At 37.3% G+C, this 21137-nt stretch carries 21 protein-coding genes; 10 read left to right on the top strand and 11 right to left on the bottom strand.

Annotation, left to right across the window (positions count from 1 at the left end):
* Positions 1-139 precede the first annotated feature (139 nt).
* Positions 140-1132, top strand: coding sequence for a phenylalanine--tRNA ligase subunit alpha (gene pheS, locus VB711_RS00465; protein WP_323283703.1), 993 nt, complete (start codon positions 140-142; stop codon positions 1130-1132).
* Between the two features lie 253 nt (positions 1133-1385).
* Here pheS and VB711_RS00460 read toward each other — a convergent pair whose 3' ends face one another.
* Positions 1386-2987 (bottom strand): glycosyltransferase family 39 protein, encoded by a 1602-nt coding sequence (locus tag VB711_RS00460; protein ID WP_323283702.1) that lies wholly within the window; start codon positions 2985-2987, stop codon positions 1386-1388.
* Between the two features lie 52 nt (positions 2988-3039).
* Between VB711_RS00460 and VB711_RS00455 the strand changes: the two genes are divergently transcribed.
* On the top strand, positions 3040-3993 hold the full coding sequence (locus VB711_RS00455; RefSeq protein WP_323283701.1) for a glycosyltransferase family 2 protein: 954 nt from the start codon (positions 3040-3042) through the stop codon (positions 3991-3993).
* Between the two features lie 221 nt (positions 3994-4214).
* On the opposite strand, the gene VB711_RS00450 is transcribed toward VB711_RS00455, so the two are convergent.
* The 8 genes from VB711_RS00450 to VB711_RS00415 all read right to left on the bottom strand — a co-directional run bounded on the left by VB711_RS00450 (position 4215) and on the right by VB711_RS00415 (position 11399).
* Positions 4215-4994 carry an ion transporter gene (locus tag VB711_RS00450; protein WP_323283700.1) on the bottom strand — a complete coding sequence of 260 codons (780 nt, stop codon included), beginning with the start codon at positions 4992-4994 and terminating at the stop codon, positions 4215-4217.
* A gap of 194 nt (positions 4995-5188) precedes the next feature.
* On the bottom strand, positions 5189-5743 hold the full coding sequence (locus VB711_RS00445; protein WP_323283699.1) for a protoglobin domain-containing protein: 555 nt from the start codon (positions 5741-5743) through the stop codon (positions 5189-5191).
* 127 nt (positions 5744-5870) lie between these two features.
* Positions 5871-6242, bottom strand: a complete 372-nt coding sequence (locus VB711_RS00440; protein ID WP_323283698.1) for a roadblock/LC7 domain-containing protein — start codon at positions 6240-6242, stop codon at positions 5871-5873.
* Between the two features lie 438 nt (positions 6243-6680).
* Positions 6681-7559 (bottom strand): DUF4388 domain-containing protein, encoded by an 879-nt coding sequence (locus VB711_RS00435; protein WP_323283697.1) that lies wholly within the window; start codon positions 7557-7559, stop codon positions 6681-6683.
* Between the two features lie 413 nt (positions 7560-7972).
* Positions 7973-8512 (bottom strand): GTP-binding protein, encoded by a 540-nt coding sequence (locus VB711_RS00430; protein ID WP_323283696.1) that lies wholly within the window; start codon positions 8510-8512, stop codon positions 7973-7975.
* Positions 8513-8663: 151 nt separating this feature from the next.
* Positions 8664-9035: a roadblock/LC7 domain-containing protein gene (locus VB711_RS00425; RefSeq protein WP_323283695.1), complete on the bottom strand. Its 372-nt coding sequence runs from the start codon at positions 9033-9035 to the stop codon at positions 8664-8666.
* A gap of 515 nt (positions 9036-9550) precedes the next feature.
* Entirely contained in the window at positions 9551-10198 is a 648-nt protein-coding gene (locus VB711_RS00420) for a response regulator transcription factor (protein WP_323283767.1), read from the bottom strand.
* Positions 10191-11399 carry a sensor histidine kinase gene (locus tag VB711_RS00415; RefSeq protein WP_323283694.1) on the bottom strand — a complete coding sequence of 403 codons (1209 nt, stop codon included), beginning with the start codon at positions 11397-11399 and terminating at the stop codon, positions 10191-10193. The genes VB711_RS00420 and VB711_RS00415 overlap by 8 nt, the downstream gene beginning before the upstream one ends.
* A 315-nt stretch (positions 11400-11714) precedes the next feature.
* Here VB711_RS00415 and VB711_RS00410 point away from each other — a divergent pair, with 315 nt between their 5' ends.
* The 4 genes from VB711_RS00410 (at position 11715) to VB711_RS00395 (ending at position 15190) form a co-directional block, all read left to right on the top strand.
* Positions 11715-12146 (top strand): P pilus assembly/Cpx signaling pathway, periplasmic inhibitor/zinc-resistance associated protein, encoded by a 432-nt coding sequence (locus tag VB711_RS00410; protein ID WP_323283693.1) that lies wholly within the window; start codon positions 11715-11717, stop codon positions 12144-12146.
* A gap of 364 nt (positions 12147-12510) precedes the next feature.
* Entirely contained in the window at positions 12511-12993 is a 483-nt protein-coding gene (locus VB711_RS00405; protein ID WP_323283692.1) for a P pilus assembly/Cpx signaling pathway, periplasmic inhibitor/zinc-resistance associated protein, read from the top strand.
* Positions 12994-13194: 201 nt separating this feature from the next.
* Positions 13195-13713 (top strand): hypothetical protein, encoded by a 519-nt coding sequence (locus tag VB711_RS00400; RefSeq protein WP_323283691.1) that lies wholly within the window; start codon positions 13195-13197, stop codon positions 13711-13713.
* 706 nt (positions 13714-14419) lie between these two features.
* Positions 14420-15190, top strand: a complete 771-nt coding sequence (locus VB711_RS00395; protein ID WP_323283690.1) for a metallophosphoesterase family protein — start codon at positions 14420-14422, stop codon at positions 15188-15190.
* Positions 15191-15433: 243 nt separating this feature from the next.
* Here VB711_RS00395 and VB711_RS00390 read toward each other — a convergent pair whose 3' ends face one another.
* Positions 15434-16291 (bottom strand): M48 family metallopeptidase, encoded by an 858-nt coding sequence (locus VB711_RS00390; protein ID WP_323283689.1) that lies wholly within the window; start codon positions 16289-16291, stop codon positions 15434-15436.
* Between the two features lie 143 nt (positions 16292-16434).
* Here VB711_RS00390 and VB711_RS00385 point away from each other — a divergent pair, with 143 nt between their 5' ends.
* The 3 genes from VB711_RS00385 to VB711_RS00375 all read left to right on the top strand — a co-directional run bounded on the left by VB711_RS00385 (position 16435) and on the right by VB711_RS00375 (position 19364).
* Positions 16435-17106 (top strand): DUF1361 domain-containing protein, encoded by a 672-nt coding sequence (locus VB711_RS00385; protein WP_323283688.1) that lies wholly within the window; start codon positions 16435-16437, stop codon positions 17104-17106.
* 342 nt (positions 17107-17448) lie between these two features.
* Positions 17449-18618, top strand: coding sequence for a hypothetical protein (locus VB711_RS00380; RefSeq protein ID WP_323283687.1), 1170 nt, complete (start codon positions 17449-17451; stop codon positions 18616-18618).
* Between the two features lie 185 nt (positions 18619-18803).
* A complete protein-coding gene (locus VB711_RS00375) occupies positions 18804-19364 on the top strand; it encodes an Npun_F5560 family protein (RefSeq protein WP_323283686.1) in 561 nt (186 codons plus the stop codon).
* 94 nt (positions 19365-19458) lie between these two features.
* On the opposite strand, the gene VB711_RS00370 is transcribed toward VB711_RS00375, so the two are convergent.
* Positions 19459-19821, bottom strand: a complete 363-nt coding sequence (locus VB711_RS00370) for an STAS domain-containing protein (protein ID WP_323283685.1) — start codon at positions 19819-19821, stop codon at positions 19459-19461.
* A 483-nt stretch (positions 19822-20304) separates the two neighbouring features.
* On the opposite strand from VB711_RS00370, the gene VB711_RS00365 reads away from it, so the two are divergent.
* On the top strand, positions 20305-20952 hold the full coding sequence (locus VB711_RS00365) for a DedA family protein (RefSeq protein ID WP_323283684.1): 648 nt from the start codon (positions 20305-20307) through the stop codon (positions 20950-20952).
* The last annotated feature ends 185 nt before the right edge of the window (positions 20953-21137 follow it).

The following is a 21137-nucleotide window of genomic DNA, read 5'->3' as shown; positions in this document are numbered from 1 at the left end:
GGAAAATCATTCCCCAATCACCCATCACCCATCACCCATCACCCATTACCCATTACCCATCACCCATCACCCATCACCCATTACCCATTACCCATTACCCATTACCTGCTATAAACTATGGAAAAATGACCAATGAGAAATGACTAATAATTTAGAGGCTCAACTTTTAGCACTACAACAGGAAGGAGAAACAGCGATCGCTCTCGCTGACACTCTGGAACGCCTAGAGGAACTGAGAGTTAACTATTTGGGCAAAAAAGGGGAATTGGGGTTATTGTTACGCAGTATGGGGCAAATGAGCGCGGAGGAGCGGCCAAAAATTGGGGCGATCGCTAATACTGTTAAGGAAGCTATTCAAAATAGTCTTGACCACCAACGCACGGCCTTAGAATCTGCTCAAATTCAGGTACAACTAGAGGCTGAAGCTTTAGATGTCACCATGCCAGGTATTTTCCGTCCCCAAGGTCGCATTCATCCCCTCAACGGTGTCATTGACCAGGCGCTAGATATTTTCGTGGGGATGGGTTACACCGTCGCCCAGGGTCCAGAAATGGAAACGGATTACTACAATTTTGAAGCCCTGAACACCCCACCAGATCATCCTGCCCGTGATATGCAAGATACCTTCTATTTACCAGATGGTAATTTGTTGCGGACTCATACCTCCTCGGTACAAATTCGCTACATGGAAAAAGAAGAACCACCGATCCGCGTTGTTGCCCCAGGAAGAGTTTATCGCCGGGATGATGTAGACGCAACTCACTCAGCAGTTTTCCATCAAATTGAACTTTTAGCGATCGATGAAGGATTAACTTTTACAGACCTTAAAGGTACAGTAAAGATATTTTTGCAAGCCATGTTTGGCGATTTACCAATTCGTTTCCGTGCCAGTTATTTCCCCTTTACCGAACCTTCAGCAGAAGTAGATTTGCAATGGAATGGACGCTGGTTAGAAGTCATGGGTTGCGGTATGGTTGACCCCAACGTCATGAAATCTGTAGGTTACGACCCAGAAGTTTATACTGGATTTGCTGCCGGTTTTGGTGTAGAACGTTTTGCAATGGTGTTACACCAAATTGACGATATTCGCCGTTTATATAATAGCGATTTACGCTTCTTACAGCAGTTTTAATTTAGGGTTATCATGGTAAATTAGAGTTAATCAGCTACTAATTTACCACTACCTATCAATTTATTCAAAGAAGAGAAGAAAGCTATTTATTAAAAAAAATACAAATTTGCGTAGAATTTCAGCTAGATTGATGAGTTGAAATCAATTTTTCATGTCTAGATTTTTAAAAAATTTTACAACCCTCTCTATCTCCAGAGTCGGATGATAATTATCTATCAAAAAATGATAATTTGATACAAGTTTTCTATTTAAATTAAGAGAATTTTATCTTATTTTTTTCAAAATGAGAATTGCTGAATGAGTTTCCCCTGCCTTTCGGTAAAATTAGCGTAAAACCGTTAGCTTCTCCGATAACTTTACTCTGCGTTAAATTTAGTTTCTGCAAATTTTCCTTATCTACTAACAAATAAGATTGATTAGATAACCGTTCTTGTAAAACTGTAACAGGAGTAGAAAGAACTTGAGAATTACTATAAAAGTCTAAACTAGGACGATTATAACCAAAAGAAGTATAAACTTTTTCACCTGGGGGAACATTTGCCTGGATTAATGCTGCTACTGGCTTCACTGGAAAAGCTTCATTTAACTCCCAAATCCAAGATTGGGAACTCATTAAAAGTAATAAAACCAAATATATTCCTGAAAATAATAGGGGAATAAAATTGCGGTTATGTTGTTTCACTAGCCATACTACACCACCCATACTTGCAGCTAATACAAGACTCATTATAATTAAAATAGGCTGCGGTTCAACAATAATAAAATAAATACAACCTCCTAAACCAGCAACAGATAAAAAAGCAAAAAAGCCTGTCCAAAGTCTCACATTAAACTTATATTTATGCCAAATTTCACTTAAATTAACTCCAATTGCCAAAGCTAAAAATGGATATATAGGCATCACATACCAGGGAAGTTTTGTTTTCATTAACGATATAGTCGCCAAATAAACTATTACACCAATTAAAATTAAACTTCCCCAGCTAGTATTTCGCTTTTTCCAGGCTAAATATAAACCTCCTGGCAAAAATAGCAACCAGGGAAAACCATATTTGATAATCTCAATTAAATAGTACCAAGGGGGTCCACTATGACCTTCTACAGATTGAACGAGACGGGCAAAAGTTTGGGCTTGGAAATTGATTTCTAAAAAATCCCCTCCGTAATGTTGCCATTGAGCAATATACCAAGCGCAAGGTAAAGCATTTCCCAGTATTAGTCCTATCCATAAATAGGGATTCTTTACTAAAAATAATTGTTTATTTAATAGCAAAAATAAACCTGCAATTCCTCCCAACGGCAAAACTATCATTCCCTTAGTCAAAGTAATTAAACCTAGAGAAAAACCTACGCCTAAAGCATAAATTGGGTTTTTACGTGCTTGCAAAAAATAAAATAATAATAATAGAAAAAATGTAATAGTTGCACCATCTAACATTGCCAGTCTTCCATGCCGTACTACAGGTAACATGGTCATGTAAACCAAAGCAGCAAAGAAAGCTGGTAAACTTTGGCTAAAGACTAAACACCCTACTAAATAAAGCAAAGGCACACCTAAAGCAGTTAAGACCGCACTGGGTAAGCGTGTAGTCCATTCATTTACACCTCCTAAAGAATAAGTTCCAGCAATTAGCCAATGGATTAAAGGTGGTTTATTGTAGTATGGTTCACCCCCCAAAGTTGGATAAAGCCAACGCATTGAAGTAAAAGGTTCTCGCCAAATTTCACGGGCTACTTGGGCTACTGTACCCTCATCCCAATCTCTTAAGGGTAAGTTTCCTAAAAAAATCAACCATAAAATTAGAGATCCTACGATTAATATTAATAAACATTCTTTTTTTGAGAATGAACGCATAAAGTTTAGATACTTAGTCAGTACAACACTACCTTTACTACTCTCAAATCTAATGAACCAGGTTATCTATTCCCTAGTTATCCCTATTTATAACGAAGAAGAAAACATTATAGAAATGTATCGTCGTTTAAATCATCTGATGGAACAGTTAGACGGCCAAGTTGAACTGATTTTAATTGATGATGGTAGCCGCGATCGCTCTTTAAGCATCATACGCGAATTACACCATTGTGACAATCGGGTGCGTTATCTCAGTCTAGCCCGGAATTTTGGGCATCAAATCGCCGTAACTGCTGGTTTGAACTTTGTTCAAGGTAAATGTATTATTGTCATGGATGCCGATCTGCAAGATCCACCAGAACTAATTTTAACAATGATTGAGAAATGGCATGAAGGATATCAAGTAGTTTATGCCCAGCGTATATCCCGTAAAAAAGAAACCTGGCTAAAACGCTTCACTGCCTATCTTTTTTATCGCATTCTTCGACGTTTGGCTAAAGTAGATATCCCCGCAGATACGGGAGACTTTTGCCTCATGGATAAACAAGTGGTAGATATTCTCAATTCCATGCCTGAACGTAATCGCTACATTCGTGGACTACGTGCTTGGGTGGGTTTTCGACAAACTTCTGTACTTTTTGAACGAGATCCCCGCTTTGCTGGCACGGTAAAATATACATTTGGTAAATCTTGGGCATTAGCACTTGATGGTATTATTTCCTTCTCAACAGTTCCGTTAAGGCTGGCAACTTATATAGGAATATTATCAGCCTTTATCGCCCTATTTATGATATTACTGGTACTCTATTGGCGCTTATCCGAACCATTTTCTCCTGTGATTGGTTACACATTAATTACAATTTCTATGTTTTTTTTAGGTTCTATCCAATTAATTTGTATAGGTATTTTAGGAGAATATATTGGCAGAATCTATGAAGAAGTTAAAGTCCGTCCTCTTTATACATTACAAGAAACAGGAGGTTTTAACAATACATCAAAACTATGAAAAAATAATAGGTGTATAGGTCTAGATTGCGTTGCGCTGTGGATGGTTTACTAATGTCTCTAATTGTCTTATATCTATGACTAGATGACCCCTATTTATCAATCCACTATTTTAGAGTCATTATAGATGTAGGCTGGGCAATGCCCACTTAAACTATCTGGAGTTTTTCAAATATCATTGATGATTCCTATATTATACTTAGCACAGATTTTCATCTATAACTATTTAACTAACTGAGTTCCGCACCTTTTACAAAATCCAGCATCAGCATCATGAAAGGCTAAACCACAACCAGAACAAACTATTTCTATTTGATTAGCAGTTTTTACTAATCTCCTAATTAGATCTCCAATTTGCCAAGGAATCACCGCAACTCCTGTTAGAATCATCAAGACTGTTAGCAAGCGACCCAATTCAGAAATTGGTGTTACATCACCAAATCCCACAGTTGTCATTGTCACAACTGAAAAATAAAAGGCATCTAAAAAAGTGCCAAAAATTTGTTGATTAACGGGATGCTCAACTTGATAAATTAAACCAGAAAAAACAAAAATAATAGTGAATAAAGTAAATAATATCCTGATCAAAATTATACTATCTTCATTACTGATAGTACCAATTAAAAGCCTTCGATCAATAAATCTGAGTAGTCTCAAAATTCTAAACCAGCGCAACAGACGAATAAACCTAATATCTATCACACCAAAAAAAAATGGCAGAATTGCCATTAAATCAATAATTGAATAAAAGCTAATTATATACTTGATTCGGTTTTCATTACTCCATAAACGCAATAAATATTCTACCGCAAAAATTATTAAAATCAATGTATCTAATGTTCTTAATTCTATGCGAGCATCTTCAGAAATATTATAAGTTTCAGCTACAAATATTCCTGATGATACCAAAACAAGTGAGGCAATTGTTAAATTAATTGCTTTACCTATTGGTGTTTCTAGGTCAGTTAAATAAAATTCAACTTTTTCCCGACTCAGTGGCATATATAATATCCCCAATGAAAAAAAGCCCTGGTATGATAATCAGGACTTTATATTCTTATTCTAGCTGATAAAACTTGGACTTACATCAGGTAAGTTGTTTTTTAGATTAAGTAAGGTGCGTGAGAATCTGAAAATTAGTGGTTTTAGCCACCCTACAGACTAGAAAATATCTGAAAATTAACTAGCAACTTGAGTTACATAGAAGATGCACCTTGTGCGATTAGACGCTTGAATAAAGCCTCTGACCAACCAGTTTCTCTAAGTACAGCAGATGCAGCAACCTCTACATAAGCTTGCTCAATAAAAGCTAAATCAATCATGCAAATTCTACCTAAAGCATCTTGCAATAAATCTGGCTTACCATCAACTTTTAGCTTTTTACCAACTTCATATACCACAATTGCCATAGCTGGAACTACGTGCTGGGGAGCGATGCCAAGTTTTACGTGAACAAGTCCAATATGCCAACGAATATCGGCATAATTATTACCCCAACTATCCACTCCTGTAAACATTTCATGAAACCATTTAATAAATGTTTCATGCAGACGGTGAATCCTTCCTTCCGTGGCATTTAAAATGGCATTCATTTCTTCATCTCTACCCAAATAAGCATAGAAGTGATCTGCCATTTCTGAAGCAATTTCTAATCCCCATGCTTCATTTGATTGGAGAAGAGCTTTATCTTCATCAGTTAACCCAATCCGTCTTTCTAAAGTGGACATAAAAGAGCGAGGTTCTATAGCCATGACTAATCCTTAAAACATGAATGTAAATAAAATGGACAAAGTGTTGATTGGGTCTGCAATTTAGTAAAAGGTGGCCTTAATAAACTATTGGTTAATAGTTGTTTTTTACCAACAATCCTATACTAACCTATACTAAAATTGGTTTTAGTTCTGCCAGAACACGCTTGATTTCTAGCATTAGTAATCCCTGTTTAGCACTCTCACTAGCCAAGACCAGTAATACTGCATCTTCACCACAGCCAGTTAAAATGCCAAAGCCTTTATTACCTTCTACAAAAATACGGTCAACACTACCTCTAGCTAATTCCATGCCTATGCGTTCACCTAATGACAACATAGAAGCTGACATTGCTGAAACCCTTTCTTCATCCATGGCTCCTGGTAAACTTGCACCCAAAGGTAATCCATCTGGGGTGACAAGTGCTGCTCCTTGAACATCTGTGGTAGCAGTTACAAAATTCTGCAAAATCATGCTGAGTTTGTCTGAATTAATTGCCATACAATTATCTCTTTGGTTATGAATTTGAATTTGAGTAAATCTTGAATTAAACACCTGCAATTTCGATTGAGTTATAGATCGATATAATCAGGTCTATAATCCTAACTTCAAATTCTTGTATCTTAGGATAAGTATAAAACGATAAGTGTATTTTTATCTATTTATTTTATGTTAATTTTATTAACTTAATCATGTAAAAAAAATTAAAATATTATGACTTAAATCTCATAAAACTCTTATTCATAAAGGTTCTCAATTGCATAGGATGCACTATACCCCAACCCCAGCTTTACAGACGAACAGCCTCCCCTTTCGGTAGCAAAATAAGCAGACTAAGGGGAGGGGTAAAACCTCTGTGGGATAACCGATTGAGTTTCAGTTGACACATAAGAGCATTGTGCCTTTCCCCTACTTTTGCACTTTATTTAATTCATATTCCTAAGCTGTTTTAGCCTTACTCCATAAAAAACCCATTAAGTTCTTGAGCAGAGATTGACTAACAACTGAGATTGTATCAGACTTATGTACTGATTTAGTTAAGGTAACTTTAGGCATAGATTCTTCTAGGGTTGGGGTGGGTGCATTAGCCACCATAAAATGTTCTTCTACCAAGCCGACTATCATTAATCGAAAGGCAATGTGCTGCACAGTATCTACAGATATTCTCAGTTGTTTGGCAATTTGTTTGAGGGAAACTTGTCCGTTCACAAATTCCCATACTTGCCATTCTTGGGCGTTTAGTTGTATTTGGGGTTGTTTCGTTGTCACACCGCATAAACCTGAAGTGGGGTCTGGTAGTGCATCAGCCAAGGCTTTCCAATTTTGGAGCGATCGCAAAGCCGTTAACATTACTTCAGTGGCAGACATATTTATGCCTGTCATTTCTCCTACAGGTAAGTTTGTAGTTGGCTCAAATTTAAAGGAAGCATCAGAAACTTGAAATAAAGCACCTATTGGTAACAATACCTGAGCGTGATATAATAGTTTCAGTTGTTCTGGTTGCAGCAAACCTTGAGATTTGAGGCATAATCCTAGTGGCGAGTTAATGAAACAAGAAGAAATTTGAGTCACCCTAGAGATTACACGCTCACTGATCCATTTCCGTTCGGCAATCATTAATGTCAAACCTTGTTGATCTAAACGATCAGCTACTGTCATTACCCGACCTTGATGCAGCCAAATGTAAATCTGTTTTGTCTGATTTTGTTTTGCTTCTGGCGAAAGTTCAATCTCAAGTAGTCCAGTTTTTTTACCTTGATCTAAAAATCGTAGTAGTTCTGGTAAAGAAAAATCAGCAAAATTACCTGAAATAGTCATGATTAGATCTCCGTGGTAAAATAATTTAAATATTGGACAAAGGATAAAAAACCAGCAGACTATAGTGATTTGAAATTACACAAATCTGCATCAAATATTGACTTTTTTTCATTAGGACTCTGATTAGCTAGAACAAGTAAGACGAAATTTTTACTGCTATGAGTCAAAACGTTAGGTCTTCAATTGATTTGTCAGTATAGTAGACTTTTTATCTATATCCTGATTAACTTAATTATGCCGAATGGAAGATAAAGATCATACCGAAGGATTACGGAATTCAGTTTAAGTTATTGGATATATAAGTTAAGTATATATAGCTAATTGCTAGTTATTCTCATCTAATAGGATAGAGTAAGAACTGTTTTGACTGTAGATTTGATTGAGAAAGCCTGTCTTGAGTAATTTTGAGTGATTTATGCTGCACAACTTTGCATTAAATGTTGTACTAGAGCAATCACGGCCTCAGCTACAGAATCACCTTCCATGGGGTTAACCTTGACGATAGGAGGTCGTTCGTTTTCATCCACATACCCAAGGGCAAGAAAAACATCTTCCTCTGACCAAGCTCCTATACAGTCGGTATGTGTTAGACCAATAATCATGGGAACTTGCACTCTTTCTTGCATAAAGTTACGAATTTTCCGGGCCTGACGAAATTCTCTAGGTCGATGGGCTGCTACTAATAAAATATAAGCGTGAGCTTTACGAATCAAAATATCCCACATAAAATCAAAGCGAGATTGACCAGGTGTACCATAAAGGTGCAGTGCCATATCAGGTCCAAATTGCAGCCGTCCAAAGTCAAAAGCCACAGTAGTTCTTTCTTTGAGTAATGCTGTTTCGTCAGTGGCAGCAGCATCGGTATCTACTACTTCAATTTCACTAACCGAACGGATGAAAGTTGATTTACCAGCCCCTACTGATCCTGTAACAATTAAACGCATGATCTCCATATTGATTCAGCCCATGAAAAATAAATAATGGTTAATCTATCACCAATGATTTGACAATTTCAAATGTTTTTAATGTTTTTACCATTTGATAAAAAGTTCCCTAGTATGCCAGATGTTGGTCTATCAGGGAACTTTTCAGTTAAAGACGGGTTTATGTTAATACTAATTTGAGTTCTGCCAGTACACGCTTAATTTCTAGCATGAGTAATCCCTGCTTGGCTTGTTCGCTGGCTAAAACGAGTAATACGGCATCTTCACCACAACTGGTCAAAATACCAAACCCTTTGTTTCCTTCGACAAAAATGCGGTCAACGCTACCTCTGGTTAGTTCCATGCCTATGCGTTCACCTAAAGATAACATGGAGGCTGACATTGCTGAAACCCGTTCTTCGTCCATTCCCCCAGGTAAACTTGCACCCAAAGGTAGACCATCTGGGGTGACAAGTGCTGCTCCTTGAACATCTGTGGTAGCACTAACGAAGTTTTGCAAAATCATGGTAAGTTTTGCTGTGTTAATTGCCATAGTTATTATTCTCTGTGGTGCTAAATTTGAAGTTGGGATTTGAGTCAATCCCTCAGTAAAAAACTCTATTTTTATTGAATTTACCTGTTTTTACTCTCAAGGAGTAAATTCAAATAAGTATTATGTGCCATTTTGCACCCATGGTTTCTTATCTACTCCTTTAAATGGCTTCCCCATTAATAGATACCAAAACTGCACTCATGGTAAAAGTACATTTACGGCTAGAATATTTGATTAGAATTATAGTATACTAATGTCATCTGCGGCAAAATTATTTTTACTAAATAAAAAGACAACATAAACCCAATTCTGTAACAAACTGTAAATGAGTCACAGTCCTTGGGATTGCTACATTACACCCGCAATCAACATTGATTATGGTTTAAGTGCGATCGCAACGAAACCGAGATGTTACTGAATTATATATATAATTTTTTGATAAAGATTTGATAAAGAAATGAAATATGGGTTTCTATGTGTTTACCATTGAAGTTACGTTTTTTATAGCAAGTGTATTAATCTAAAGAGGATAAAAAGGTGTGGGCAAGAATAGCGGCTTGAGTGCGATCGCGCAAGTTCAACCGGTTTAATATATTGGTAACGTGGTTTTTAACTGTCCCTTCTGAGATATAGAGTTTCTGAGCGATTTCTCGGTTGTTGGCACCGGCAGCAATTAACCGTAAAACTTCTTTTTCTCTGGGTGTTAATTCCGCTAAAATTGGTGGTTGGGGGGGTGCGGTAATAGGGGAAGGAAATTGAGTCAAGAGTTTTTTAACTATTCCGGGTCCAAGTTGAGAATATCCTTTGTTAACTGCACGAATGGCCACGGCTAATTCTTCTGAGGGTGTATCTTTGAGTAAGTACCCCATAGCCCCATTTTGTAAAGCGGCTTTGACATATTCTTCATCATCAAAGGTTGTTAATACTAGAACTTTGGTGTTGCTGAAGTTTTGTTGAATTGCCTTAGTTGCTGCTACTCCATCCATGATCGGCATTCTAATATCCATTAATACGACATCGGGGTGTAATTGGGATATTAAATGAAGTGCAACTTCTCCATTTTCTGCTTCTCCTACTATGTCTAAGTCTGTTTCTAGTTCTAATAATGCTCTTAATCCTTGACGAATTAAGTTTTGATCATCTACTAATAAGACTTTAATCATCATTGTTGTTGGGTAAAGGTATATGAACTTTTATTTGACAACCAGAACCATTTGTGCTGTGAATTTCCAAATTACCTCCTAATGCTACAGTGCGATCGCGCATACTTTGTAAACCAAAGCCACTGGTATTTTGTTGTAAATCGAATCCTCTACCATTATCTTGTATTATCAGGTTTATAGTCTGTGTTGTGGTTAATTCTAGGTTAACTTCTGAAGCATTTGCATATTTAGAAATATTTGTCAATGCTTCTTGAATAATTCGGTAAATGGCATTACTAATTTCCTTGGGTAGTGGATGATCAACGGCTATTTTATACTGTACTAAAATATTATTAGATAATTGAAAATCTTCTGCTAAAATACTAATTACTTGGTCTAAAGATTGTGCTTGTAAAGGGTGATGACGCATAGCTGAAACCGAGTGTCTGACATCTTGCAAGGTTTTTGAACCTAATTCTTTAGCTCTGGCTAAAAATAAAGTAGCTTTAGTGGGGTTAGAAGGTAAAAGTTTAACAGCAGTTTCTAATTGTAGATTTAAAGCCGTGAGAGAATGTCCTAAAGAATCATGAATTTCTCTAGCGATGCGATTACGTTCTTCCAGGGTGGCTTGATTTTCGATTTGTAGGGCATATTGACGGAGTTTTTCGTTAGCGATCGCTAATTTTTCTCGACTTTGCCTTTCAGATAATACTGCATTCATCAATAGCAAAACAAAAATTAAACTTAAACCAAATAAAAGTGCTAAACTTAAACCAAAAAATCGAAAGCGTTCTAGTGCTGGTGGAGGTAATCTAAAAGGTAATAAGCGATGTTGAAGGGTGAACAAAAATAAGATAAAAGATAAAATAGTAATTATGATTCTTCCTGGTAGTTTAAAAATCAAACAACTACGAGTTACTAAAATGAGGTAAAGAAAAGGAAATAATCGAGCAGCTTTACCACCAAAAAACCCGATACTTAAAATTAGGAAGACTTCTAAAGCCGTATAAATTACTTTATCGAATTTACTATTTGTTGGTAATCTTAGTCCCATTAATCCAAAAACTATGAGACTAAAAATGGTCATTTCTGGAAATCTGACAGAAAATCTATGCAATGGAGCAGGCATTATTGCTGTTAATGTAGAAAGTCCCAATAATGCCCACTCTAAATAAAGCAAAAAGCGAAAGGGATGATTTTTAACATGAATGGAACTGCTCATATAAGTAGATTGGCGTTAAAAATTATATGGCTATAGCTTGCGTGATGAAATAGAATGAACCGAAAACCTTTGTAGAGTCGAGAATCCCTACAAGAGGAACGTCTTTACATTCCTTAACCGAAAAGTATTGGGAGTCATACTTTATGGTATCAGTAAGCCTTATTTATTTTTAGTAAAATTTGATTATACACCCATTTACGTTGATTGAGGATCAATAGTGACTAAAGTCATGGTTATAAACGTGACTTTTTGCTCATGTGTTTAGAGTAGATAAGTCTCTATGATGGACACATCAACACAAAAACAAAGGTATTTATGAAATTTAAAACATTATCACTCATGGCTGGTGCGATCGCTCTAACTCTAACAGCAACACCCTTTGCTGTGCAAGCACAAACAAACTTTTCCGCACCCATCCAAATCGCTCAGGGTAAAAATAATTTGGATAAATTGGAATTAACCGATGCTCAAAAAACCCAAATACAAGAAATTCAACGTAATACAAAAGCTGAGATAGAAAAGATTCTAACCTCAGAACAAAAGGCTAAATTAAAAGCTGAAAAACGTAAAGCTCGACGTCAAAGACGTAAGGGTGGTGATGTGTTTGCATCTTTAAACTTAACTGAAACCCAAAAAACTCAAATTAGTCAAATTAAAGAGTCAGCAAAACAACAAATCAATGCAGTTTTAACTCCTGCACAAAGAGAACAAATGGAGGAATTAAAGGAAGAAGGGATGCAGTTTTAACTCCTGCACAAAGAGAACAAATGGAGCAATTAAAGCAAGAAGCGGTTTCATGTCGGCAACAACGTAATTCTGACTCTTGTGTTGTTCTTATGGTGATTGAGGATTGTTTATAACCCAACCCTTACCCCGTAACCCCCCTTATCAAAGGGGGGCTAAATTCCTCCAAGTCCCCTTTAAAAAGGGGGATTCAGGGGGATCTGTGGGTGTCATATTCCACACGAAAAAGTTTTAAAACAACCTCTTAGACTAATTTCCCCTCCTAATCCGCCAAAGTCTCTCTAGGCAAGGCTTTAAAGGTTTCCAAGTCATTTTAGAGTAGATAAGTCTCTATGATGGATACATCAACACAAAAACAAAGGTATTTATGAAATTCAAAACATTATCACTCATCGCTGGTGCGATCGCTCTAACTCTAACAGCAACACCCTTTACTGTGCAAGCACAAACAAACTTTTCCGCACCTATCCAAATCGCTCAGGGTAAAGGTGGTTGGAATAAATTGGGATTAACCGATGCTCAAAAAGCCCAAATGCAGGAAATTCGACGTAATACAAAAGCTCAAATAGAACAGGTTCTCACCTCAGAACAAAAGGCTAAATTAAAAGCCATGATGCAAGAACGTAAAGCTCAACGTCAGAATGGAGGTGAAGGTCAACGTCAAGGACGTAAGCGTGGTGATGTGTTTGCGGCTTTAAATTTAACTGAAACCCAAAAAAGTCAAATGCGTCAAATTAGAGAATCGGCAAAACAACAAAGGGATGCAGTTTTAACTCCTGCACAAAAACAACAAATGGAGCAATTAAAACAAGAAGCGCGTTCACGTCGTCAACAAGGCAACCTCCAATAATTAAGAAAGAGGGAGGGGAATCAAGGTTGAAAATTTCATGTTCCTGCTCCATATTCACTTTGATATAGGACTAATATTTGATTTTTGAAATATACTTAGTAGGTGAGTTTTACAAGATATAGCTCACCCTACAATTTTTTTCAACTATCATTTATAATTCCTAAAGTTAATTAAAAACCAAATTTATTTAGGAAGATGATCATGCAAGCTCAAACTAATTCCGGGATTGAAAAATTTTTAAGTTTAATAGATCGAGTTTCTGAAAAACAGGGACAAAGTGTTCCTCAAATAGTCGAAATTGAAAAATTGCGATCGCTCTCCACTGACACATTTGGTAGAATTGTGGCTAACTTTCTCGATGCCAATAACTTAAAACCTTTCACCACAGGTCCCCGTCGCAAACAACTCCATGACTGTGTTCACGTCCTGACAGGATATGGTTCAGACCCCATTGGTGAAGCAGAAGTCCAGGCATTTTTATTAGGAGCTAAATTTACAGTTTTGAATTTGATCGTAGGTTTAGGATTGTTGCGAATGATTCATCGAAATTTGCAAAGTCGAGAAGAGTTTACTTGGGATAGACTACAGCAAGCTTATAAACGGGGTTATGATTCTCACTTTGATCCTGATAATTGGCAACCAGAATTACTTTGGAATTTACCATTAACTGATGTCCAAAAAATGTTCTCAATTTCATCTTTAATTGGTGAAGGTATTTGATTTTAGTCAGCGAAATCAATAGACTTTTTGCATAAATACTTTGGTGTTGCCAAGAATATTTTTGAAAGGCTCACCCAAAGAAGAGTTTGAAAATCACGACTTTTGCAAGAAGTCTAATTGTTGTCACAATCTATTGCTAATTTTCCCAAAAATGTCTGAAACCCAACAAAAGCCCGTAAATGTTGGGTTTCCTAACGTCAAACCAGCCTACCTGATTTAATGTTTTTAGCTTAACCGAGAAGTATTGGATTTTATCCTATCTATTAGGCTGGTAATTATAACACGGAGAGGGATATTTAGGTTAGCTGGCGATCGCCGCAGTGCTGTGATTGGTGTAACTCACTTCATCGCCACCTAAGCATCATTCCTGATTGTTGGTAAGTTCGGTTGATCACAATTGTCCATAGAGGATACTCCCCTCATAGTCCTCATTGATCTGGTGACAGAGACCTGAGCTAAATTTCAGCAGAGAATAGGGTAGAAATAAACTAGAGTCAATATATTAATGTTAAAGTATATCGGCAAAGATTGGGCTATGATATGATTGTGTATTTTTTGTCTATTGAGGGCGATCGCTCACATAATTATTAAAGTAAGATGAAATGAATGTGAAGTTCTTCAGGTTTTGTTGACCTTTGTTTACGAAAAGTAGACAAATAGAATTGTAGTAAAAAAAATTGAGCTATCGTATTCAACCCAAGATCCAATGAACGAAATTAGTCACCGTAAAAACCGTAGATTTGTAATTGGGGATGTGCATGGACACTATAAGGGTTTGATGGTACTAATGGAGGCTATAGCCCCAACGTCAGACGATCAAGTTTATTTTTTGGGAGATTTAATAGATCGCGGTCCTAATAGCGCCCAGGTAGTGGAGTTCGTAAGGCGTGGTAAATACGACTGTCTTTTGGGTAATCATGAGCAAATGTTCTTAAACGTCCTAACTAATAAGGGTCAATCCTCCTCTATCATGCAGTCATGGCTGTACAGCGGCGGACAGGCAACCTTGGCTAGTTACCAATCTGCAAAAATTCCCTCAGATGACCTAGAGTGGTTGCAAAATTTACCGACTTATTTAGATTTGGGGGATGTATGGTTAACCCATGCCGGTGTAGATCCTAACAAATCCGTGGCGCAACAAACCACCGATGAACTTTGCTGGATACGTGAAGCATTTCACAGTATTGAACAGCCCTACTTTACAGATAAAATGATCATCGTTGGTCATACCATTACTTTTACCATGCCTGACGTTGCGCCTGGTAAATTAGCACAGGGGCGGGGATGGATTGACATTGATACTGGTGCTTATCATCCCCGCAGTGGTTGGTTAACAGCATTAGATATTACTAATAATCTGGTTTACCAAGCCAATGTTTTTAACTACCACGTTCGTACTCTGCCGTTAGAAGCAGCAACCACCATGATTAACCCCAGAGATATTAGAGGTAGCGATCACCATAAAAAACGAGCATAGTTGTCTATGGTGGTTAGATATATAGCAGGGGGCAGGAGGCAGGAGGCAGGGGGCAGGGGGCAGGGGGCAGGAAGAAGGAGTCAGGACTCAGAATTAAAACCCTGTTGTGAAAAGAGTTTCATCAATGGCTTGCGTCAAGCTGCGTTAGAATTGATGTCCTAACTACCTTGATGGTTGCTATGGCAGAGGAGAGTTGACAAGTCTCTGGAGTATATTTAGCAACTTACCCAGCAACTCCGATAATTATCGTTTTAGAACTCGAATATTAGCTTGATAAGCAGAACTATCTAAACCATAATTTCCATAATTAGGAGAGGCTTGGATTTGACGTTGGAGTGAGAGAATGCGATCGCTAGTTCCGGGGTGTGTACTTAAAACCGTCGGAACAGAACTATTGTTTAGCAGCTTTTTCATAAATGAAACCATTGCTGAGGGAGCATAACCGGTCTTTGTCAAAGTTCTTAAACCTCTTGTATCAGCATCATATTCATCTTTACGACTACGGGGACGTTTCAGCACCAGTTCCACACCCAGACCGACCAGTTTATTTTGATCCACACCTGTTAAAGTTGCCACACCACTAGCGATCGCACTCTGTCTTAGCTGATTAAGAGCGTGTTTGCCTTCAATGTGACCCATCTCATGGGCAATTACACTCGCTACTTCTGCCTCATTATCAGCAATTTTCAGCAAACCTGTGTTGATATAAACATAACCACCCATAGTGGCAAAAGCGTTAACAGCATCATCTTCAACCACTTGGAAAGTATAAGGAATATTACGGCGATCGCTATTAGCCGCCAAACGTCGGCCAATTTGTTCAACATAGCTATTAATACTCGAATTGCGATAAATCCTCACTTCCTGCCTTTGCAATTGCTGATTCATCTGCTTACCAAGCCTCACCTCATCACGATCAGATATATTAGAAATCTTCAGTATTTGCGCTCCTTGGAATAGTAGCGGTAATAATTCTATAGCTCTGCCGGGTAGAGGCGCACTCAAACATAGACTCAGAGCCACAGCAACAGAAATCAACGGATAAAACCAGCGTCGCCGCCATCCACGGTAAGTTGTCAAAAAGTCTTTCCAGTTAATCATAATCTAGTACAAAGAGAGTTGTGGGTAAACCTAAAATTAATTGACGGATTTACAGCTTGCTGAGTTGCATTCTCAACACAATAACTATAATAAGTTTTAAGTTCTCATCTAAAATCGAAAATATCAACTTATCACAAGTACCAATGAAATCAGAATTAATTGAATTAATAGCCAGAGTTTTAGAGGTTTTACGCATCAATATGCGTTGGATGACCTGGAATTTATTTTTGGCTTTCATTCCTTTAGCCCTCAGTATGTGGCTATTTCGCACTAAACGCGGACGCTCTTGGGTTTGGTGGCTAGGATTTCTCGTTTTCTATGCTTTTTTACCCAACGCACCCTATTTATTAACTGATGTCATTCACTTAATAGACGATATCCGCAATATTCAATCAGTATGGATGATTACATTAGTAATAATTCCCGTTTATTTACTAGTCATACTGAGCGGCTTTCAAGCTTATGTGATATCTCTAATTAATTTAGGATATTACTTACACCGTATCAGCAAAAGTCAATGGATTATTGCAGTTGAATTAATTACCCATGCTCTCTGTGCCTTGGGAATTTACTGGGGTCGGTTCTTGAGGTTCAATAGTTGGGATTTTATCACTCAACCTGATGCCTTACTAACAAGAGGTATAGAAGAAACTTTAGGAAAACAGCCCTTGCTGATTATTGCTGTCACCTTTATCATCCTCGTTGGTTTGTACTGGATTATGAAACGAGTAACATTGGGTTTCATTAATCAACTAAACAATACCACAACAATCCAATCAGAATCAGTTAATTCTCACAGACCTAAAGCTGAATAATTGCTAATTTTTACAAATGATATTAAGTAGGGTGGGCAATGCCCACCAAAAGCTCCCTAAGTGTATTGCAAAAATCAAATACGAGTCCTATATACCCGTTTCTCAATCCATCTAAAGAAAGGAATCAGAACCCATTAATTTCTTATCAAAAGAAGGATGAAATTTTAACACACTAGAGGTTGAAATGAAGAAGGAGTCAGGAGTCAGTAGCCAGGAGTCAGAATAAATTAATGGGGGTCTTAAACCCAATTATATATCCGCCCGTCGTATATAATTCATTCTGATTTCTGACTCCTGTATTCTTTTTGATAAATCTAGATTGATTTGGATTGAATCATAATTATGTCACTATTCTCTATTGATGAACTGAAAAATTTAGTTGAAAATGCCCAACCCCCCTGTGTATCTCTGTATATGCCTATGCAAAAAGCCGGCGCAGAGATTAGACAAAATCCCATTCGTTTCAAAAACTTAATTAAAGAAGCTGAAGAACGTTTAGATACAATGTCTATACGTCACACAGCAGCAGTGAATTTGCTTCAACCAGCAAAAGAATTAGATCAAGATGATTTTTGGGAACACCAAAATCTAGGATTAGCAATTTTAATTTGCCAAAACTTGTTTCGTTACTATTGTCTACCCATGGAGTTATCAGAATTAGTAATTGTCAGCGAGAAATTTCACCTCAAACCTTTACTGCATCTAATCAATAATGATGGTGATTTCTATATCTTGGCTTTAAGTCAACAAGATGTAAAACTTTTTCAAGGAACTCGCTACAGTATCAATCAAGTAGAAGTAGAAAATATGCCGACGAGTTTAGAAGCAACTCTATTAGAAGATGTTTCACAAAAAGGAGTACAGCGTCGAATTGCCACATCTAAAGGGGGAACGGCTAATGCTTTTCAACATCCCGGCGAATTTCATGGTCAAGGAAGTCCAGATCAAGATCAGCACCAAGCACATATTCTAGAATTTTTTCATACTGTAAATTCAGCATTACATGATAAATTACGAGAAGAAAAAGCACCTTTAGTTTTAGCAGGAGTGGAATATCTATTTCCAATCTATCACCAGGCTAATACTTATCCCCATTTGCTAGATGAGGGTATTAATGGTAATCCAGAAATAATTAAATCAGAGGAATTACATAATCTAGCTTGGCCAATTGTTGCACCTCTATTTCAGGAAGATAAACTGCAAGTAATGGAACTTTATCAACAATTAGCTGGTGAGGATAACGGTAAAACTTCTAGTGATATCAAAGAAGTTGTTAATGCCGCTTATTATCAAAGAGTTGCTTCCCTATTTGTGCCAATGAATAGACAAATTTGGGGTAAGTATGACTCTGACACTATGACCGTAGATTTACATCCAGAACCAGAAATAAATGATGAAGATATGTTTGATTTTGCTGCTAAATATACACTTTTAAATGGAGGCAAAGTTTACACTGTTGGGTTAGAAGAAATGCCAAATAATGCAGAAATAGCGGCAATTTTCCGATATTAGGTGATTACGGCACGGAAGCCACTTGCTTGTTTTGTCGTGGAAGAAGTGCCAAAATAGGTTTTATCTGGTTTAATTTGATATGGTAGGATAACTTTGCAGGTAGAATTATCTATATTGCCTGTAGCCTATCTCCACTTATGAATTTAATTTTGTCCCACTACTTATCTATATAGATGTAAGCCACTGTGAGCCAATTTGACACATCCGACATCCAAGCCCTATCTACTGAATTATCTCAGTTGCGTCAAGAGTTGCAACTTCGAGATCAATTAGTGCAACAACTATCTCAAGAGCTTTTCCGGCTGGTAAAGGATAATACCAATTATATGCCGCAACGGTCGGAGATTGAGCAAGACTCGAGCCAATTACAGGCTATCAATGAACAACTGCAAGCTGTTGAACAGCAAGTGGCATTTTACCAAGAACAAATTACATCGCGTGACACCGAAATTTATCAATTGCGGCAGTCAGTACAGGAATTGACCGATCGCACTCGGATGTTAGAACAAGTTGTCCAAGAGTTACCCCAAATTTACCGTCGTAAGTTTGAGGAACGGATGAATCCAGTTAGAGAAAAGGTAGCAAATCTACAACGAGAAAACCGCCAATTACAAGCAGAATTACAAAGTGTGAGTTATCGTTTAGCACTCAAAACCCGCTATACAAATCATGGTGGGGTTGATTTGCCAACTTTCCCCCGTGCTGAATCCGATCCTGGTAATATTTCTACGGCTCAAAATGCTTAAATTACAAGGGAGAAGGAACAGTCAAAAAAACAATCCCAAATGCTTTGGCAAATGGGATGTTAGGTTTTAAGGTTAAAAAAATGATCGCTTAAATTTAGCTGGCCAATGCTAAGTAGTCATCTTGGGTATTTTGAGCGATCGCTAAAATGTCTTCGTAGCTGTTAAAAATTTCAAATACTGAATCTAGCTGTGTCAGTTCAAAAATCAGTCTAACTGGAGTCTGCACGTTGCAAAGCACTAAACGGCAACTATTTTCACGGGCAGTTTTCAGTAATTCTACCAGGGGGACTAACCCAGAACTATCCATAAAATCAACTTCTGCTAGGTCAATAACCCACAGTTGTTGTTCTTGGGTATTCACTCCAATCATCTGTTCACTCAAGGCTGTACCACGATCTAAATCTATACTTCCTTGGGGTTTAAACAAAATTACTTTGCGTTCTTGTGTAAGAGTCATAAATTTAACCGGGTATTTGAAACACTTAAAAAAAGCAAGTTGACATTAATACTGGTTTGATATCAAAAGCATTTTGACTGCTTTCCTCGGATTATAGGGGGTGAAACCAATGTATTGGAAATAGTGCAATTCGGTACTTTTGCCGTATAATTTTTGATTATTATGTAAGTATAAGCATAAATGCTCTGTTAATTCCGTAGCAAAAGTATCTTTTTTGATTTTAGATCAGGATTTACAAGATTAATTTCAGGAAAAAGGGCATAAAAAATTAGACCTCTTGCATAAATACTTTGGTGTTACCAAGAATATTTTTGAAAAGCTCACGCAGAGGCGCAGAGGCGCAAAGAAGAATTTGAAAATTACGACTTTTGCAAGAAGTCTATTACTCCTCCCGTTCTTTCCTTGCTTGACAGTCGAAACAAAGACCAGAGAAGATATACTAAAGGTAATAAATGTAAAAATTTGTAAAGATGGTGGTGCTGAATGTCTTTTGAGTTAATTTCCCTGGAAAATATCCAAGAAATCGCCCATAGTTATGGTTATTGGGCAATTTTTCTGGGAATTTTACTAGAGAATTTGGGCATTCCTCTTCCTGGTGAAACTGTAACTCTAGTAGGCGGTTTCTTAGCTGGTAGTGATGAACTAAATTACTGGTTGGTTCTTGGTGACGCTGCTACGGGTGCTGTAATTGGTGGTACTTGCGGCTATTGGATTGGTAGACTCGGCGGTTGGTCTTTTTTATTACAAGTTGGTAAAATATTCCGTATATCTGAAGTGAGATTGCTGAGTATTAAAGAGCAATTTAGTGATAATGCTGCTAAAACTGTATTTTTTGGACGTTTTCTCGCCTTACTGAGAATTTTTGCCTCACCTTTAGCTGGTATTGCAGAAATGCCTTTTGGCAAATTCATGATTTACAACGTGGCCGGGGCAACTGTCTGGGCTAGTGTAATGGTGACGTTAGCTTTTTTTGCCGGCAAGATTATTTCTCTAGAACAATTGGTGACTTGGGTGAGTAAGTTTGCAATTTTGGCCTTATTAATTTTGGTTGTGTTAATTGTCGTGCCGATTTGGTGGGAATCTCGCCAAGTTAGATCAGAATTGGCAGGATTAAAGGATGAACAAGATTAATTTTGATCACGGATTGCTCACGGATTCATGGGATTACACTGATTTATAAGATTAATTTGGCGATTTTCTTTCTTCCTCCTGACTCCTGTTATGAATAATGGGGAAGATTTATCCCCATTACCAATTACGAACACGGATTTAATGGATTACACGGATTGCACGGATTTAAAGATTTTCCAATTACC

This window comes from Cronbergia sp. UHCC 0137 (assembly GCF_034932285.1).
GTDB lineage: Bacteria > Cyanobacteriota > Cyanobacteriia > Cyanobacteriales > Nostocaceae > Cronbergia.
Note: the sequence above shows the minus strand (reverse complement) of the source record. Positions and strands in the feature narration are given on the sequence as shown.

Bases quoted from the DNA above. Each gene is read 5' to 3' on its own strand.
- VB711_RS00420 (WP_323283767.1), bottom strand. From the start codon at position 10,198: ATGATTAAAGTCTTATTAGTAGATGATCAAAACTTAATTCGTCAAGGA.
- VB711_RS00460 (WP_323283702.1), bottom strand. From the start codon at position 2,987: ATGCGTTCATTCTCAAAAAAAGAATGTTTATTAATATTAATCGTAGGA.
- VB711_RS00415 (WP_323283694.1), bottom strand. From the start codon at position 11,399: ATGAGCAGTTCCATTCATGTTAAAAATCATCCCTTTCGCTTTTTGCTT.
- VB711_RS00435 (WP_323283697.1), bottom strand. From the start codon at position 7,559: ATGACTATTTCAGGTAATTTTGCTGATTTTTCTTTACCAGAACTACTA.
- VB711_RS00425 (WP_323283695.1), bottom strand. From the start codon at position 9,035: ATGGCAATTAACACAGCAAAACTTACCATGATTTTGCAAAACTTCGTT.
- pheS (WP_323283703.1), top strand. From the start codon at position 140: ATGACTAATAATTTAGAGGCTCAACTTTTAGCACTACAACAGGAAGGA.
- VB711_RS00380 (WP_323283687.1), top strand. From the start codon at position 17,449: ATGTCACTATTCTCTATTGATGAACTGAAAAATTTAGTTGAAAATGCC.
- VB711_RS00370 (WP_323283685.1), bottom strand. From the start codon at position 19,821: ATGACTCTTACACAAGAACGCAAAGTAATTTTGTTTAAACCCCAAGGA.
- VB711_RS00455 (WP_323283701.1), top strand. From the start codon at position 3,040: ATGAACCAGGTTATCTATTCCCTAGTTATCCCTATTTATAACGAAGAA.
- VB711_RS00405 (WP_323283692.1), top strand. From the start codon at position 12,511: ATGAAATTCAAAACATTATCACTCATCGCTGGTGCGATCGCTCTAACT.
- VB711_RS00430 (WP_323283696.1), bottom strand. From the start codon at position 8,512: ATGGAGATCATGCGTTTAATTGTTACAGGATCAGTAGGGGCTGGTAAA.
- VB711_RS00400 (WP_323283691.1), top strand. From the start codon at position 13,195: ATGCAAGCTCAAACTAATTCCGGGATTGAAAAATTTTTAAGTTTAATA.
- VB711_RS00450 (WP_323283700.1), bottom strand. From the start codon at position 4,994: ATGCCACTGAGTCGGGAAAAAGTTGAATTTTATTTAACTGACCTAGAA.
- VB711_RS00440 (WP_323283698.1), bottom strand. From the start codon at position 6,242: ATGGCAATTAATTCAGACAAACTCAGCATGATTTTGCAGAATTTTGTA.
- VB711_RS00445 (WP_323283699.1), bottom strand. From the start codon at position 5,743: ATGGCTATAGAACCTCGCTCTTTTATGTCCACTTTAGAAAGACGGATT.
- VB711_RS00365 (WP_323283684.1), top strand. From the start codon at position 20,305: ATGTCTTTTGAGTTAATTTCCCTGGAAAATATCCAAGAAATCGCCCAT.
- VB711_RS00385 (WP_323283688.1), top strand. From the start codon at position 16,435: ATGAAATCAGAATTAATTGAATTAATAGCCAGAGTTTTAGAGGTTTTA.
- VB711_RS00390 (WP_323283689.1), bottom strand. From the start codon at position 16,291: ATGATTAACTGGAAAGACTTTTTGACAACTTACCGTGGATGGCGGCGA.
- VB711_RS00395 (WP_323283690.1), top strand. From the start codon at position 14,420: ATGAACGAAATTAGTCACCGTAAAAACCGTAGATTTGTAATTGGGGAT.
- VB711_RS00410 (WP_323283693.1), top strand. From the start codon at position 11,715: ATGAAATTTAAAACATTATCACTCATGGCTGGTGCGATCGCTCTAACT.